General features: G+C 29.9%; 18 protein-coding genes. 13 read left to right on the top strand and 5 right to left on the bottom strand.

Translation table 11 applies throughout. The features are described 5' to 3' along the window. Nucleotides 1–66: 66 nt before the first annotated feature. The gene (locus tag ARA56_RS07180) at nt 67–1,446 is read right to left on the bottom strand and encodes a YjiH family protein (protein WP_055265202.1); all 1,380 of its coding nucleotides are present in this window, start codon (nt 1,444–1,446) and stop codon (nt 67–69) included. 186 nt (nt 1,447–1,632) lie between these two features. Between ARA56_RS07180 and proB the strand changes: the two genes are divergently transcribed. From proB to ARA56_RS07160, 4 genes are all read left to right on the top strand, one after another. Next, entirely contained in the window at nt 1,633–2,442 is an 810-nt protein-coding gene (gene proB / locus ARA56_RS07175) for a glutamate 5-kinase (protein WP_055265200.1), read from the top strand. Nucleotides 2,443–2,453: 11 nt separating this feature from the next. After that, on the top strand, nt 2,454–3,698 hold the full coding sequence (locus ARA56_RS07170; RefSeq protein WP_055265198.1) for a glutamate-5-semialdehyde dehydrogenase: 1,245 nt from the start codon (nt 2,454–2,456) through the stop codon (nt 3,696–3,698). Nucleotides 3,699–3,735: 37 nt separating this feature from the next. Beyond that, nucleotides 3,736–4,182: a GNAT family N-acetyltransferase gene (locus ARA56_RS07165; RefSeq protein WP_055265196.1), complete on the top strand. Its 447-nt coding sequence runs from the start codon at nt 3,736–3,738 to the stop codon at nt 4,180–4,182. A gap of 235 nt (nt 4,183–4,417) precedes the next feature. Next, nucleotides 4,418–5,041 carry a SanA/YdcF family protein gene (locus ARA56_RS07160; RefSeq protein WP_055265194.1) on the top strand — a complete coding sequence of 208 codons (624 nt, stop codon included), beginning with the start codon at nt 4,418–4,420 and terminating at the stop codon, nt 5,039–5,041. Between the two features lie 53 nt (nt 5,042–5,094). Here ARA56_RS07160 and ARA56_RS07155 read toward each other — a convergent pair whose 3' ends face one another. From ARA56_RS07155 to ARA56_RS07145, 3 genes are all read right to left on the bottom strand, one after another. Next, a complete protein-coding gene (locus ARA56_RS07155; RefSeq protein WP_055265192.1) occupies nt 5,095–5,373 on the bottom strand; it encodes a hypothetical protein in 279 nt (92 codons plus the stop codon). Then, on the bottom strand, nt 5,366–6,259 hold the full coding sequence (locus tag ARA56_RS07150) for a ParM/StbA family protein (protein ID WP_055265190.1): 894 nt from the start codon (nt 6,257–6,259) through the stop codon (nt 5,366–5,368). Before ARA56_RS07150 ends, ARA56_RS07155 begins: the two co-directional genes overlap by 8 nt. 162 nt (nt 6,260–6,421) lie before the next feature. Then, entirely contained in the window at nt 6,422–6,610 is a 189-nt protein-coding gene (locus tag ARA56_RS07145; protein ID WP_055265188.1) for a DUF1778 domain-containing protein, read from the bottom strand. A gap of 178 nt (nt 6,611–6,788) precedes the next feature. On the opposite strand from ARA56_RS07145, the gene ARA56_RS07140 reads away from it, so the two are divergent. From ARA56_RS07140 to ARA56_RS07100, 9 genes are all read left to right on the top strand, one after another. Next, nucleotides 6,789–7,562, top strand: a complete 774-nt coding sequence (locus ARA56_RS07140) for an SDR family NAD(P)-dependent oxidoreductase (RefSeq protein WP_055265186.1) — start codon at nt 6,789–6,791, stop codon at nt 7,560–7,562. 105 nt (nt 7,563–7,667) lie between these two features. After that, a complete protein-coding gene (locus tag ARA56_RS07135) occupies nt 7,668–7,946 on the top strand; it encodes a hypothetical protein (protein ID WP_070205668.1) in 279 nt (92 codons plus the stop codon). A gap of 231 nt (nt 7,947–8,177) precedes the next feature. Further along, nucleotides 8,178–8,951: a glutamate racemase gene (gene murI, locus ARA56_RS07130; protein WP_055265184.1), complete on the top strand. Its 774-nt coding sequence runs from the start codon at nt 8,178–8,180 to the stop codon at nt 8,949–8,951. A 171-nt stretch (nt 8,952–9,122) separates the two neighbouring features. Then, the gene (locus ARA56_RS07125; RefSeq protein WP_055265182.1) at nt 9,123–9,395 is read left to right on the top strand and encodes an STAS-like domain-containing protein; all 273 of its coding nucleotides are present in this window, start codon (nt 9,123–9,125) and stop codon (nt 9,393–9,395) included. Nucleotides 9,396–9,548: 153 nt separating this feature from the next. Continuing rightward, nucleotides 9,549–10,070, top strand: a complete 522-nt coding sequence (locus ARA56_RS07120) for a peptidylprolyl isomerase (RefSeq protein WP_055265180.1) — start codon at nt 9,549–9,551, stop codon at nt 10,068–10,070. Nucleotides 10,071–10,090: 20 nt separating this feature from the next. Continuing rightward, nucleotides 10,091–10,453, top strand: coding sequence for a DUF3783 domain-containing protein (locus ARA56_RS07115; protein ID WP_055265178.1), 363 nt, complete (start codon nt 10,091–10,093; stop codon nt 10,451–10,453). 6 nt (nt 10,454–10,459) lie between these two features. Then, entirely contained in the window at nt 10,460–11,131 is a 672-nt protein-coding gene (locus ARA56_RS07110) for a helix-turn-helix domain-containing protein (RefSeq protein ID WP_055265176.1), read from the top strand. Nucleotides 11,132–11,216: 85 nt separating this feature from the next. Next, entirely contained in the window at nt 11,217–14,879 is a 3,663-nt protein-coding gene (locus ARA56_RS07105; protein WP_055265174.1) for a S8 family serine peptidase, read from the top strand. 65 nt (nt 14,880–14,944) lie between these two features. Next, nucleotides 14,945–16,282 carry a peptidoglycan-binding protein gene (locus ARA56_RS07100; RefSeq protein WP_055265172.1) on the top strand — a complete coding sequence of 446 codons (1,338 nt, stop codon included), beginning with the start codon at nt 14,945–14,947 and terminating at the stop codon, nt 16,280–16,282. A 144-nt stretch (nt 16,283–16,426) separates the two neighbouring features. On the opposite strand, the gene ARA56_RS07095 is transcribed toward ARA56_RS07100, so the two are convergent. After that, nucleotides 16,427–17,488 (bottom strand): YkvI family membrane protein, encoded by a 1,062-nt coding sequence (locus tag ARA56_RS07095; protein ID WP_055265170.1) that lies wholly within the window; start codon nt 17,486–17,488, stop codon nt 16,427–16,429. Between the last annotated feature and the right edge of the window lie 44 nt (nt 17,489–17,532).

The raw sequence follows: 17,532 nt of genomic DNA, 5'->3' as shown, positions 1-17,532 counted from the left end.
TTTTTATTATAAAAAAATCAGCCTCTTGGGCTGATTTTATAATTAAGTATCCTTTATTACTTTTAATTAGTAAAGGAAGTTTGCTATTAGTACAATAACAGGTAGTGTTACTAAAGTTCTTTCTACAAAAATTATTAATATTTCTTTTAAGTTTACAGGAACTTTTGAACCAAGTAAAACTCCACCTACTTCTGACATGTATATAAGCTGTGTTACAGATACACAAGCAATTATAAACTTAGTCATTTCATTAGTTATTGTAGTAGAAGCTATAACTGATGGTAATAGCATATCTGCGAATCCAACAACTAATGTTTGAGAAGCTGCTACAGCTTCAGGTACTTGTAATAATTGTAGTACAGGTACAAATGGTAATCCTAATATTCTAAATATTGGAGTAAATTCAGCAATTACAAGTGCTATTGTAGCAAAACACATTACTATTGGAAGAACTCCCATCCACATATCTAATATATTTTTAAATCCTTCTACAAAGAAGTTTTTTGCATCTGAATTTTGAGAAGCCTTTTCTATAGCACATTTATATCCCCAGCTTAAAGATGTATGTCCTTCAGGAACATCTTCTGAAGAATTTTCAGCTTTTTTACCTTTATAATAAATATCTTTTTTCTTTGAAAGTGGTGGTATTCTAGGAACTATTATTGCAGCTACTATACCAGCAAAAGTTACTGTTAAGTAGAATGGTATAAACATTCCATTAAGTCCTATAGTTTGAATAACAATTAAGCTAAATGTTATTGATACAGCAGAGAATGTAGTACTAACTACAGCTGCTTCTCTTTCAGTGTAAAATCCATCTTCATATTGTTTACTTGTTAATATTATTCCTAAAGTACCATCTCCAAGCCATGAAGTGATACAATCTATTGATGAACGTCCTGGTAATTTAAACAAAGGTCTCATAACCTTAGTTAAAAGGGAACCAACGAATTCTAATAATCCAAAGTTAAGTAATAATGGTAGTAATAATCCTGCAAAAAGGAATATTGAGAAAAGAATAGTTAATAAATCATTAAATACAAACCCACCAGATACATCACTAATTATGAACTCAGGACCTACTTGTAATAAAGTTAATACACCAAAGATGCTACCAACAATTCTTGAAATAGCCCAAAGAGGTGTTGTACTAAATAATGATTTTAAAAAATTATTTTCTAAAATAAACTTAGGTTTAAAAACAGAAGTTATAAAAGTCATTATACCTGATATAGCTAATGTTGCAGCAATTATATAAGGTAATGAACCCCCAAGTAATTCTGTTAGCTTATTAGATAGTATTGCAACAGGTATTGTAATATCCCCATTATAGCTAATTGGTGTCATGAATAATAATACACCTAATAATGAAGGTATGATAAATTTTATATTGTTTTTAAAATTAAATTTATTTTCACTGAATGATTTAGAATTTGATATGTCCATTTTGTATCCCCCTTTATGTAAAAATTAATATTTATGCAACAATACTAATTTTATATGCAAAAATATAAAAAATCAATAGTCTTTATGCATAAAAATAAGAATAAATAGAATATTGATTTTTATGGTAAAAATAATTGAAAATAATTATAATATAAAGATAAGTATAAAGTATAGGAGCTGAGAATCTTGGAATATAGAAATGAACTAAAGAATTGCAACAGAATAGTTGTAAAGGTAGGAACATCAACGCTTACTTATGATAATGGAAATATAAATCTAACTAGAATTGAGAAATTAACAAGGGTTATTTCTGATTTAATGAATAGTGGAAAAGAAGTTATTCTTGTAACATCAGGTGCTGTTGGAGTAGGTGTTAATAAACTAAAACTTAAAGAAAAGCCAAAAACGATAAAAGAGAAGCAAGCAGCAGCTGCCGTAGGACAATGTGAACTTATGCATATATATAGTAAATTTTTTGGAGAGTATAGTCACGTTGTGGGACAAGTGCTCCTTACAAGAGATGTAATAGAAGATGACCATGTAAGAGAGAACGTTGTAAATACATTTGAAACTTTAATAGAAAATAAAATAATACCTATAGTTAATGAAAATGATACAGTGGCTATAGATGAAATAGAAAATATAGTTAGATTTGGTGATAATGATAACTTATCTGCGATAGTTGCTGGATTGGTTTCAGCAGATCTTTTAATAATTCTTTCTGATATTGATGGATTCTATGATTCAGATCCGAGAAAAAACCCAAACTCTAAACTTATAAAAGTTGTAGAATGTATAACTCCGGAGCTAGAAGCATGTGCTGGAGGTGCAGGAAGTAGCCTTGGAACTGGTGGAATGGCAACTAAATTAACTGCGGCTAAAACTGCAACATCATTTGGAGTACATATGATATTAGCAAATGGTAATGAACCAACTATTCTATTAGATATAATGAATGGCAATGAAATTGGAACATTATTTCTTAAAAATAATTAGGAGGATGAATTATGAGTGAGTTAATTTTAAAAGGACAAAAAGCAAAAGAAGCTTCTAATATATTAGGCAATTTATCTACAGGTGAAAAAAATAAAGGTTTATTAGCTATGGCTGATTATCTTGTAAAATACAAAGACTTTATAATTGAAGCAAATAAAATAGATTTGCAAGAAGCTGTGAATAGAGGTACAGCTAAAGCTATGTTAGATAGATTATCGTTAGATGAAAAAAGAGTAGAAGGAATGGCTAATGGATTAAGACAAGTTGCTAGCCTTCCAGATCCAGTAGGCGAAGTTGTATCAATGTGGACTAGACCAAATGGACTACAAATAGGTCAAAAAAGAGTTGCTATGGGAGTAATAGGGATAATCTATGAAGCTAGACCTAATGTAACTAGTGATGCTGCAGGACTTTGTTTTAAAGCGGGAAGTGCAGTTATATTAAGAGGTGGTAAAGAAGCTATATATTCTAATAAAGCTATAGTAAAGGTACTAATTGAAGCTTTAAAATCTGTAGACTTACCAGAAAATAGTATTCAATTAATAGAAGATACTAGTAGAGAAGTAGCTACTGAAATGATGAGATTAAATGACTATATAGATGTTCTTATTCCAAGAGGTGGAGCAGGGCTGATTAAAGCTGTAGTAAATAATGCAACTGTGCCAGTAATAGAAACAGGAACAGGAAATTGTCACATATATATTGATGAAGAATGTGATTTTGAAATGGCTAAGAATATAGTTATAAATGCTAAGACTTCAAGACCATCAGTTTGTAATGCAGCAGAGAAGTTATTAGTTAATGAAAAGATAGCTGATGACTTTATGCCATTTATATTAAAAGAGCTAAGAGCTAGCGGAGTAGAAGTAAGAGGAGATGAAAGTGCTATAGCTTATGATAAAGATATAATTCTTGCATCAGAAGAAGAATGGTACAACGAATATCTAGATTATAAGATAGGTGTTAAAGTTGTTAAAGATATAGACGAAGCTATAACTCATATAAATAGCTTTAGTTCAGGACATTCTGAAGCTATAGTTACAAAGAGCTATGAAAATTCACAAAAATTCTTACAAAGGGTAAATTCAGCAGCAGTTTATGTTAATGCATCAACTAGATTTACAGATGGTGAAGAGTTTGGTTTTGGAGCTGAGATAGGAATAAGCACTCAAAAGCTTCATGCAAGAGGACCTATGGGATTAAAAGAACTTACTACTATTAAATATATTATTTATGGAAACGGACAAATAAGGTAGTTTGATTTCGTAAAAGATGAAAGGAGTTGAGGAGTATATGGATTTTGAAATAAAATCTTTTAATGACTTAACCGTTGATGAGATGTATGAGATTGCTAAGTCTAGGTTTGAGGTTTTTGTTTGTGAACAGGAGATTACTTCAGAGCAAGATTTTGATGATAAAGATAAGAAATGTCATCATGTAATGTTAAAAGAAGAGGGAAGAGTTGTAGCTTATTCAAGAATAGTTCCTAAGGGAATGGGATATGACAATATATCCATTGGAAGAGTTTTAGTACTCCAAAGTCACAGAAGAAAAGGCGTAGCCAAAAAGATGATGGAAGCTTCTTTAGAGTTTATAAAAAATAATCTAAATGAAAGCACAGTGGTTTTATCTGCACAATTATACGTTAAGGACTTATATGAAAGTGTAGGGTTTAAGGTGATTTCAGATGTGTATGACGAAGTGAATATACCTCATGTAAAAATGAATATTGAATTATAACAAAAAAAACTAGTACCATAGTTGGGGGACATTTGGTACTAGTTTTTTATTTATGGTGGTTTTTTAGGGGTAAATAATAATGCTTTAACTACTTTATGTATTTAATAATATACCTGTTTTGTGTCATTTTGATGGCGATAAGAAAGAATAGAATAAGGTTATACATGGTAAAATAAAGATACAAAAAAATTAAATATAACATACAATATACTATATTATTTTTTTAGGAGTATATATGGAATATATATTGTGGGGTTGTTTAATAATTGTTATTTTGGCAGCTTTAAGTTTTATAACTATATTACTAATAATAAAAAATTACGATAAAAGATATATATTAAATAAAAATTCAGTAATAGGTAAGTGTGATGCTGTTATCGTGTTAGGGGCGGGAGTGCGAGCAGATGGAAATCCATGTGATCTTCTAGCAGATAGAATTAAGACTGGTGTAGAAGCGTATTTAAATAATGATTGTAAAGCTATTTTACTTACAGGTGAAGAAAAAGATGAAACGTATAATGAGGTTTTAGTAATGAAGAGATGGATTAAGAGAAATTATGAAGAGATAGATAGCAACATAATTTTGTTAGATGGATTAGGGCTTTGTACATATGACAGTATGTATAGAGCAAAAGAGATTTTTCATATAAATAGTGCAATAATATCTACTAATAGATATCATCTACCAAGAGCTATATATATTGCAAGAAGGCTTGGAATAAAAGCATATGGGATACCATCAGATTTAAGACCTTATGACAGAATGAAGAAATATAAGAGGAGAGAGGTTTTAGCTCAAATTAAGGATTTTTTCTTAGTTAATATAGAAATATTAAAAAGACACAAATTAAATGTATAAATTGTATAGATTGTAATAACAAGTAATACAAAAAACACAACAGCAGATGAGTTTTACTCATCTGCTGTTAATGATAACAGCCTGTCCAATTCGTCGATTTGGAATTCATCAATTTCTTCTTTAGGTTCAACAGGTATATCCTTAATAGATGTATCTAAGTTAGTTGAAATAGGAGCAGGCATAGTATTTATAACATTGTAACCACGGAGCTTTTCTACAATAAGAACGGTTATATAAGCAGAAAAATCTAAACCTAAGCTTTTAGCTTCTTCTGTGGCAAATTCTTTAATATGGCTAGATAGGGTGATAGTTGTTTTTATTTTCTTATGCATTCTTAGTTCGTCCTATAATATCATAAGTTTTTACATTTATCATTTGAGCATCATCAAGAACTTTGTATTCAGATAAATATTTTTTAAGTAAGAGTGACCCACCACCAATAAAAAGCCATCTAGAGTATTTGGATTGTTCAGGAAAAGACTGCTTTATAGAGTTAATAATTTCTTTAGCTTTAAAGCTTAATATACTATCTATATCTTTAGATATGTCTATTTCTTTCCCTTCTACATAAATGCAACGATCATCAATTAGTTCTTGCGCTTTCATGCGATTAGAATAGTTAATTCCATATTTAGATAGTGTTTGAAGTAACGTATCATACATACTGTTAACTCCAAGAGGGTAGGTTTTAGCTTCTTTAAATTGTCCTTGACTCATATAAGTTATATCAACTGTACCACCGCCAATATCAACAACTAAGGTATCCTTTTCTACTAATGACTTATCATATAAAAATAAACCGGCAGACTGAGGGAAGACTATAACACTAGTTATAGTAAAACTTTTAAATTTACCATTAATTTTAAGAGCAACTTGTCTATCTTTTAGAGCTCTTATTAGAGGTAACTTTTGCTCAGCAAAAAATTGAGCTGGTAAACCAGTGATTAATCTAACATTATTATCTATAGTATTAGTCATAGAAGCAGCAATAGCAGTATATAAGCAAAGGTGGAATATAGCATCTTTCTCTCTGCTCTGCTCAGTACTAGTAAAACCATCAGTATTTCCTATTAAATAAGTTTTATTATTATATTCTACAACATATTTAGCAGTTTCTAATTCATGAGTTTGTTCTTTTATTGTTGAAAGGAAGGAACCTTCCATATTTTCGCCTATAAAATTAGTAGTATTATATCCAATATCAGCACTTATTCTCATTTCTATCACATCCTTTTATAAATTTTTTTTATTGTAATTGTATGGTGATTATATGTTGGTTATACACCAGTATGCTTTTTTGCATAAAAAAAGTTATGTTCAAAAATAATTAATTGAAATTTTGTATGGTTATTATATGGCGATTATATGGTATTTATATGTTTAATCATCTTTAGAGCTAAGCAAATCTAATGTAACTTCGGAATTTTGGCTAGTTTCAGTATCACTAATTGTTTTCATAAGACTTAGAAGCGTAAATTCTGTTATAGTGAGCCCAAGTTTTCTAGCTGTACGTTTTATTGCTAATTTCTGCTCGGCTGTAACACGAAGCATTATTGTTGCATCTTTCATAAAATCCCCCTTTGTATATATTGTATAGATTGTCTTTACAATATATACAGTAACATAACTTATATTGAGAAAAATGTAATAATATGGGAGTGAAATAAGGGAAAATATCGACTAATTTCGTAGATACTACTGCTAATATAAGATGATATAATGGTTTTATAAGAATTGGAGGAAAAGTATGGATAATAATTATGTTTTAATTACAGGAGCATCAAGTGGAATAGGGTATGAGTTAGCAAAGCTTTTTGAAAGAGATGGCTATAATTTGATATTAGTAGCTAGAGATAAAGAAAAATTACAAATGGCAGTAGATAAGTTAAATAATGAAAAAAATAAAATTATCATGTTAGATGTAGATTTATCAAGAGAAGATGAAGTTGATAAGCTTATAAAATATATTAATAAGAATGAAATAGATATAAATATTTTAGTTAACAATGCAGGGATTGGTTCATTTGGAGAATTTGCAGAGATAGATTGGAAAACGGAAGAGAAGTTAATAGATATAAATATAAAAGCGTTAACTAAATTAACTAAATATTTTTTACCAAAGATGATTGAAAAGAAATCGGGAGGAATATTAAATGTTGCTTCTACAGCAGCTTTTGCATCAGGACCAAGAATGGCTACATATTATGCATCTAAAGCATATGTGTTAAATCTTACCGAAGCAATTCATGAAGAGGTAAAAGAATATGGAATAAATATATCGTGTCTTTGCCCAGGGCCTGTTAGAACTAGTTTTCAAAGCAAAGCCGGTATAAAGAAATCAGAAAAGGCTAAGAAGTATCTTATGAATGCAGATATAGTAGCTAAAGTAGGATATGATAAGTTTAAAAAAGGAGAAGTTATTATAATTCCTGGATTTAAAAATAGAGTATTAGTAAATGCAAATAAATTATTACCTAGAGCTATCTCTAGAAAAATTATTTTAAAAACAAATAAGAAGTAAAGTTAATTTAAGGTAATAAATTTGTAAAAAAATGTTGAAATATATATTGACCAAGAACGAATGTTCTGATAAAATAACATCAGAACAACAGTTCGGAGGTGCGATATGAAAGGTAATAGAGGGATTTTTGTTAAACTTAATTATAAAAATATTGGAGAGTTAAATAGCTTTGTGTATGACATGACAAACGGGGTAAATAAAGATGATGATAAATATGTTATGTGTGCTGGGAAATATGATAAAAATGGATGGACAATAGTATTTAAGGCAAAGAGTATAAATGAAGCACAAGAATTAGTAACTAGAAATTCTCAAAAGAGAAGTAGAAAGATAAACTCAAGCATTATTGAAAAAGAAAAAGTTAGCATTCCATCATGGATGTAATGGAATATTAAATAGATAATAAAAAAGTAAGTAGATTTACTTTCTATAAAGGTATAGAATATTTATAAGTAATATAAGTGATATTCCAAATTTAAAATTACACATAGATATTAACAAATAATAAAAGAATTAGATTTTTTATTTTGTAGTTATATACAGTGTATTTGCTTGAATAATTTAGTAGTAAGTTTTATTATAAATTTGGACTATATAAATTGGAGTGAGAATACCTTGAATAAGAAAGAGATGCCAATAGGTTTTTTAGATTCTGGATTAGGAGGAATAAGTGTATTAAGAGAAGCACTTAAGATAATGCCTAATGAGAATTATATATATTTTGGAGACTCAAAAAATGCACCATATGGGACAAAGACAAAAAAGGAAATAAGAGATTTAACATTTAATACTGTTGAGTTTTTATTAGAAAAAGGAGCAAAGGGCATAGTTGTAGCATGCAATACTGCAACTAGTGCAGCTGTAGCAGAATTAAGATTAGTATATCCTAATATACCATTAGTAGGTATAGAACCAGCAATAAAGCCAGCAGTAGAACTGGGTAAAAAAGGCAAGATATTAATGATGGCTACTCCTATGACAGTAAAACAAGATAAGTTTAAATATTTATTAAATAGATACAAAGATAAAGCTGATATAATTCCAATACCATGTGAGGGATTAATGGAATTCGTTGAAAATGGGAAATTTACAGGAGAAGAATTAGAAGAGTATTTAAAAGAAAAACTTCATGGATATGATAGTAGTAATACTTCTTCTATAGTTTTAGGATGTACTCATTATCCATTTGTTAGCGAGGCAATCAAGAATGTAATAGGAAATGATATAGAAATTATTGATGGTGGACTAGGTACTGCAAGAGAAATAAAAAGGAGATTAGCAGAAAAAGATCTCTTAAATGATTCTCATCAAAAAGGAAAGATAGAAGTATATAATTCATCAGATGAAGAGAGATTCATAGATTTAAGTTGGAAATTAATAAATTTATAGCAAGAGGCCGAAAGGCTTCTTTTTTTACTTTAAATATTATTACTAAAAGCAGATGTATATAAAATCACAAAAAAATATCGTTAAAATATTGACAATCAATTAAGTGTGGTGTATTATAATAACATAAGAAGGAATTTTCAGAAAATTTTAAAATATAGAGGGGGATTAATCATGAGAAAGGATATTAAAGTAAAAAATTTATTAGGAAATAGCTATTCATGCGAAGATGCTATAGTTTTAAAGGATAGCATAAGAAAAAATATAGAATCAGGCGTAGTATTAGATTTTGAAGGATACGATAGAATTTCAACATCATTTTTGACTTGCCTTTTCTCAGAGTTAATAGAAAAGTTAGGAAGAGAGTATGTTTTTAAACATATTTCTGTTAAAAATTTGACGAATTATTCAGATTATTCTAGGGTTGTTTTAGGAACAACATTTTAATATAACAATTAATAATACAGTTTTTTTAAGCTTCGTTACTATCGAAGCTTATTTTTTTGAAAATAATTCAACAATTTAATGCTAAATTATTGAATTGCTGTAGATAAATATGATAATAATAAGTTATAGCAAAATGAAAGAGAGGTATTTTTTATGAAAAACCCAATAGTAACATTCGAAATGGAAAACGGAGGAGTTATAAAAGCTGAATTATATCCAGAAGTAGCTCCAAATACAGTAAAGAACTTTGTTGATTTAATAAATAGAGGATTTTATGATGGATTAATATTCCATAGAGTAATACCAGGATTTATGATTCAAGGTGGATGCCCAGAAGGTATGGGAATTGGAGGACCTGGATATTCAATAAAGGGTGAGTTCTCTAGAAATGGATTTAAAAATGATTTAAAACATACAAGAGGAGTTCTTTCAATGGCAAGAGCTATGAGCCCAGACTCAGCAGGAAGCCAATTCTTCATTATGGTTGCAGATGCTCCACATCTTGATGGACAATACGCTTCATTTGGTAAAGTTATAGAAGGTATGGATGTAGCTGATAAGATAGTTGCAACTAAAACAGATTACAATGATAAACCATACGAAGATCAAGTTATTAAGAAAGTAACTGTTGATACATTTGGTGAAAAGTTTGATGAGCCAGCAATAATAGAATAGTATAATTATGGGGGATTGAGATGTTGGATAATAATAAGTGTATTTTAGCTTATGGTCTAACTAATGATGAATTAGAATGGTTAAATGAATTTAATTATAAAGTTATTAATGTATTACCTGATATGTGTGAAATGACTTTAAAAGAGGTACTCGATGGATTAAGATTTGAAATTATTAATAATAATCCTATAAAAGAGAAAGCAATAATATATAATAACTTTCCAGAGAGTGAATTGAGAGAAGCTATAGCTTTAACTAGAACTAAAATAAAAGGTGGAGTTTTAGCTATGGTAACGCCAAACTCTATTAATTGGACTTTTAATTATTTAATAAACCATTTAATAGAAGAGCGAGAATGGCATTTAAGAAATAGAAAGGAATAAAATCAAATGAGTAGAGTTGGGCAAAGAATTAAAGAAGCAAGATTAAAGTCTGGGATGTCTCAAAAGGTACTTGCTAAAAAATTAGGTGTTGCAGAAAAATATATAAATGATGTTGAACTTGGTAGAAAAGTAGTTCAAGAATCTTTTATAGATAAAGCAGCTAAAATATTAAATACAGATTTAAATGATATAAATATGGTAGTTACTGATGAAGCTCTTATGGAAGAAAGAAAGACTTTAGAAGTTAATAAGAAGCCTAAAAAGGTTGAAACAACTGAAGTTTGGAATGATGCCTTCGCTTCAGTATTAAAAAGTGTACCTATTTTTGATTATAGTTTAAACAATATAAAAGGAAAAAAAGAATTGCCTGTTCGCTCGAATAAGGTTGAAGGTTTTCCGCAGGATAAGGTTCTATACATAGAAATTCAAGATAATGAAATGTCTGGATTTAGAATGATTAAAGGTGATTTAGCTTTTGCTCATTTAGTAAAAGAACCTAGCAATAATGGAATTTTCCTTGTTGATTATAAAGGGGAAAGAATTATAAGACAATTAAAAAGTTTAGGTAATTCTAAATATCTATTAGTTAGCAACGGGGGAGCCCTAATGACTGAAACTGTTACAGTTAAGGAATTCGAAGTTGTAGCAAAATTAGAAAGAATAGAAATTACTTTATAAAAGATGCCAAAAGGCATCTTTTTTTATTGCAATAAATACAAAGTTTAAGTAATAAGCATATATTAGATTAAAGAATTTTTTTGGGGTGAAAATTATAGAAAATAATAAATTAAGGCAAGATCTATTAGGTACACTGAAAAAATTACCGGCAGAAATTCTAAATAAATTGAATATATCAAGCACTTATTTAAATAAATCGGCAGATGATTTAATAGAGGTTGTTATTATTTCTGGCGAAGCTGTGGATAAAATTAGACAAACTGTGGATAACTTAGGTGGAACTTATGAAGATTTAGGCTATAACTTCGGTTTAGTAAAAATACATGTGGATAAGATTGTGGATTTAACTCTTAGTCCTGTAATTCAATATATAGAGCTACCAAAGAGTTTATATTTAACAGATGCACAAGCAAATAGGGCTTCATGTGTTCAAACAGCTCAAGGAGATTATGGTTTGTTAGGAGAAGGCACATTAGTTGGATTCATAGATACTGGAATAGATTATACTCATCCAGCATTTAGAAATGATGATGGAACAACTAGAATTGAATATATATATGACCTGGATGGTGACGGTAAAGTATATGATAAAGAAATGATAAATCAAGCATTAAATTCTAACGATCCATTATCAGTAGTTAACTTAACAGATGTAGTAGGACATGGAACTCATGTAGCTGGAATAGCTTGTGCTGGAGGTAAAATAGATAAAAACTATTATGGTGTTGCACCAAAAAGTTCTATTGCAATGGTAAAGGTAACAAGGACTAGGTTTTCATTAAGTACATTAATAATGAGAGGTTTGAAATTTCTTGTTGATAGGTCAAAAGAATTACAAATGCCACTGGTAGTTAATATTAGCTTAAGCACTAATGATGGAGCTCATAATGGAAGTAGTCTTTTAGAACAATATATTCAAACTGTATCCTCTTTAGAGAAAATAACTATAGTAATTGCTGCAGGAAATGAGGGGGAAGCAGCTCACCATATAGGTGGAGACATAAATAATGAAAATAGAATAAATTTTAACGTTGCTAGCGATGAAACTATGGTTTCTATAAATTTATATAAATCAGTTTTACCACAATTGAGCCTAGAGCTTATATCTCCCGAAGGGAAAAGTAGTGGCATAATAAATTTAATTGAAGGCTTTAATAGTGGAGTTGTTGGTTCAAGTAGGTATGATATATATGATACAGGACCTAAGCCATTTGATATTAGCGGTGAAATAGGAATTGTATTATTTGGAGTAAATACTTTTATTTCTAGTGGACAATGGACAATAGTTCTAAGAAGAATAAATGATTATGAGGGAAATTTTGATATGTGGCTCCCTATATCTGAGGGGCTAAATGTAAGTACAAAATTCTTAAATCCTACTGTATATAATACATTAGGTATTCCTGCAACTGTTAGAAATGTAATATCTGTTGGAAGCTATAACTTTTTAACAAATACTATTTCGCCTTTTAGCGGAAGAGGAAGATTATATAACGGAGGAGAAATAAAGCCAGATGTTGTTGCACCAGGTGAAAACATAGAATCAGCTATACCTAATAGAAGCTTTGCAGCTAAATCAGGAACATCAATGGCAACTCCTAGTGTAACAGGAATATGTGCATTAATGATGGAATGGGGGACTGTAAAGTTTAATGATCCATATTTATATGGAGAGAGATTAAGATATTATATATTATTAGGAGCTAAGAGGGATAGAAGAGATGTTATTTACCCAGATCCATCTTGGGGATATGGAGAAGTTTGTGCTTATGATAGTTTAAGTTTAATAACTGAGGTTATTAATAGTTTACTTAGAGACAAAAATGAAAAAGAAAAAGGTAATAGACAAGAAAATATTGTACCAAGCACAAATGGTACAAATACAGTAACAAATAATAATCAGCCAAGTAGCAATACAAACATAAATACAGGTAATAATGCTACAAATACTGTAACACCTACTACTTCAAGTAATACCGATAAGAATGATGTATTTTTATTAGTTGAGATTCCGACGAGAGAAGCTTTTTTACAAGCTTTAAAATTGCCAGATACTAAAGGTGTTATTATATCTGAGACATTTGCTATATTAATTACTCCTGAAAATAACATTCCTGATATAGAAAAATTAGGTATAAAAATAATTGATATAGAAATATCTACAATATTAACTTTAAATCAAATTACACCATTAGAAGCTAGTGGGATAGAGAGTATAAGGCAGAATCCTTATTTAAGATTAAATGGAAGAGGAGTACTTGTAGGAATAGTAGATACTGGAATTGACTACCTAAACCAAGAATTTATGAGGGAAGATGATACATCAAGGATATTCAGAATATGGGACCAAACTATACAAGGAAATAAAGAAATTTATAATTTAAATTATGGAATAGAATATACTGAGGAACAAATAACAGAAGCTATAAAGTTACAAAAAAGTGGAGGAGATCCTTATACATTAGTAGCAACTAAAGATACTATAGGCCATGGAACGGCTATGGCTAGTATTATTGGAGGTCGGGGAATAAATCCAGATTTAAAAGGAGCAGCACCAGATTGTGAGTTTGTAATAGTTAAGCTAACTCAAGCTAGTAAAACTGAATTAGAGAGAGCATTCATAGATTCAAATGTTCCAAGCTATACTCCATGGAGTGTATTACTAGGTATTAGATATATAACAGCTGTTGCGAAGGAAGTCAATAGACCAGTAGTTGTATATATTCCTCTTGGTAGCAATATGGGCTCACATACAGGAAACGGTATTGTAGAAGGGAGTATTAATAATAATAGTGGAAGAATTGGTACAGTTTTAGTAACTCCTACTGGAAATCAAGGTAATACTGAGACGCATACACAAGGTGTAATCGAAAAAACTGGTGATTATAAGGATATACAAATAAGAATGGGCTCTAAACAAAAAGTGTTGCCTATTGAAATATGGATGAACAAACCTAATAGAGTAGTTCTTTCAATCATATCTCCTTCAGGTGAAATTATTCCTAATCTAACATCGAAAAACACCAATAAGGAAAGAATAAAGTTTACTTATGAAGGAACTGAAATGATTGTTAATTTTACAAGTCCAGAGCAAACTACAGGAGATGGATTGATATCTATACAAGCATCAAACATAAGAGAAGGTATTTGGAAGTTTAGATTGACAGGTGAATATATAGTAAATGGAAATTACTATGCATGGATACCTCAAAGAGAATTAATAGATGCAGATACAAAGTTTTTAAGTCCGGTTGAGGATACTACATTAACACTTCCGAGCACAGCATCTGGAGCTATATCAGTAGCATATTATAATCAAAATAATAACTCAGTAGTTGGAGAGTCAGGAAGAGGATATACAAGAGATGGAAGAATAAAACCAGAGATTGCAGCAGGAGGAGTAAATGCTTTAGTTGCGAGACCAGGTGGAGGAACTACTACAATTACAGGAGCATCTGTGGGAGGAGCTGTTGTTGCGGGAGGATGTGCATTAATATTACAGTGGGCAATAGTAGATGGTAATGACCCAACTTTATATTCTAATCAGATAAAATCATACATTATAAGTGGAGCAAATGGAAGGCAGGGAGATATATATCCTAATAGAGATTGGGGTTATGGAATGTTTGATTTAGAAAAAGTTTTTGATGTAATAAGGGATGTATATTCACCGAAATTTGATAATCAGAGTAGGTATGATGAATATAACGTTGGAAGTTTATTTGTACGAAAGCCTAAAGAAGATTAATGTAGTAACTAATTAAGATTAGAAATCATATTTATATTAGTGGAGAAATATATTAAGGAGAAATTATGGCTGAAAAGGGAAGATTAAAGATACAATGTTACGTAAATGATACCTATATCCCAGTAGATGGGAGTAAAGCTATATTGAAGCCATCAGCAGGTCAAGAAGGGGAAAGTAAAGAAGTAAATCTTGTCACAAATTCATCAGGAGAAACTGAAATAATAGAATTAGATGCTCCTCCATTTGCATATTCTCAGGAGCCATCAAGACCAACACCATACAGTTTATATGATTTAAGAATTGAGAGAGCTGGATTTCAAGATTTAACAGTAAATGGAATTCAAATCTTTTCTCAATCTCTTGCAATTCAACCTTGTTATTTAATTTCGGCTAGCGATATTATCAGTAGAAAGACAAGAGCTGATATTATAAATATAGCCCCAAATACCTTAAACGGTAATTATCCATCAAAGATACCAGAAGAAGTAGATAAACCATTACCACCACCAACAAGTGGGGTTGTACTTCCAAAACCAGTAGTACCTGAATATATAACAGTTCATGATGGAAGCCCAAATAATGATTCTGCACCTAATTACAAAGTTCCTTATAAAGATTACATTAAAAATGTAGCTTCTTGTGAAATTTATTCTACTTGGCCTGAAAGTACAATAAGAGCTAATGTATATGCAATAATATCTTTTACTCTTAATAGAATATATACAGAATGGTATAGGGGAAAAGGAAAAAATTATGACATAACTAATTCTACTGCATATGACCATGCATTTAATTATGGTAGAAATTTATATGACAGCATAAGTGTTATAGTCGATGATATATTTTCAAGTTATATTAGGAGATATGGAAGAAAGCAACCTTTATTAACTCAATATTGTGATGGTAAAAACGTTCAATGTCCTGGATGGATGACTCAATGGGGAAGTAAATATCTTGGTGATCAAGGAAAGACACCATATGATATACTAACTCATTTTTATGGAGATGATATAGAACTTGTAACAGCTGAAGTTGTTGAAGGTTCACCTAAATCTTATCCTGGTTATGATTTAACTGTAGGATCAAGTGGACCAGAGGTTCAAACTATACAAGAGCAGTTAAATAGAATAGCACAGAATTATCCGCTTATACCTAAGGTCGCTGTTGATGGAGTCTATGGAGATTCAACCAAAGAATCAGTAAAGGTATTTCAAAGCATATTTAATCTACCACAGACAGGGATAGTCGATTATGCAACATGGTATAAGATATCAGACGTATATGTTGGAGTAACAAGAATAGCAGAATTAAGAGGATCAGTTAAGAGAACATTTATACCACCAGTATCATTTGATATAATGAATAACAAGAATATACCTAGCTTAACTTATTTTGAAGACTAATTTAGTTACTAAGTGAAGATAAGAGTGGCTTGTACAGAGAAGTGTTTATCTTATATGAAAAGAAATATGCCCACGGCAGAGAAATTGTGCCGTAGGCATATTTTTTATAAGTGTATTCAAATAAATATTTAACTGTTAACATGATTAACAGTTAAGTTCTTTTTTATGTTTAATGTAAAAGTAAATGCATTGAGAGATAAATATTAAGCTTAATATCCCAAATAGAGGGTAAAGTATAGATATTAAATTACTAAATCCTATTTGTGATATAGGTAGTGCTACTGCAAGTACTAAGAAAATACCATGTTTAAATTTTATATTAAAAGTTTGTTCTAAACTTTTACTTATAGAGTAAACATCAGAAACTTCTGTAGAGAACATTTCTAACCAGATTATTATTAGCAATATAGCTTGAATTATATTACCAAATCTTTGAGCTACTAATAATAGAGGTATTTCGTATTGATATATATATGGTTGATTTATAAATAATAATAAGTTAATTATACAAGAAAGAACTGTTAAACCTAATGCACCGAAAATAACTCCATAAGTCATAATCTTAGGTTTTTTTACTTCATTACTTAAAGGAACTAGAACTCCAGAGCAACATAGAACATTGTATCCAGCATAAAGGATAGTAGATAAAACAATTCCGCTTTTTTGAGGTTCAAAACTATTAATAAATTCAAAACTAAGTGTATCATTAGAGAATAGGCAATAAAGTATGAAGATTACAGAAATAGTTGTTATAAGTGATGGAACAATAAAAGAATTTACTTCAATTAAACCGTTTGTATCTCTTAACAAAAATATAGATGCTACTCCAAGCATAATTAAAGTTCCGACAATTTTAGGTATACCAAAAAATTGATTAATTAAAGCCCCACTTCCAGCTAAAATTATAGATGCGCTAGAAAGCAAGTAAACAGTAGTTATTATTCCAGTTATCTTTCCTAATAAATTTGGACTAATTACTTTTAATACGTCAGTATAAGAATTAAGTTTATAAGCTATTCCTATTTTACAAATAATAGAGCCCATTATGATATAAAAAATACCACAACATATTATGCCAATAAAGCTACTTAATCCATATGATGTAAAGAACTGAGTTATTTCTTTACCAGAAGCAAGCCCAGCTCCAACAATAGTCCCTATAAATACTACAGCTATCTGAAAAATTTTAGTTAAATCTTTTTTCAATTACATCCCTCCAATATATTCCTAATATAAAATATATAAGTTTT

The sequence above is a fragment of the Clostridium disporicum genome (assembly GCF_001405015.1).
Taxonomy (GTDB): domain Bacteria; phylum Bacillota; class Clostridia; order Clostridiales; family Clostridiaceae; genus Clostridium; species Clostridium disporicum_B.
This window is presented reverse-complemented; position numbering and strand designations above follow the sequence as displayed.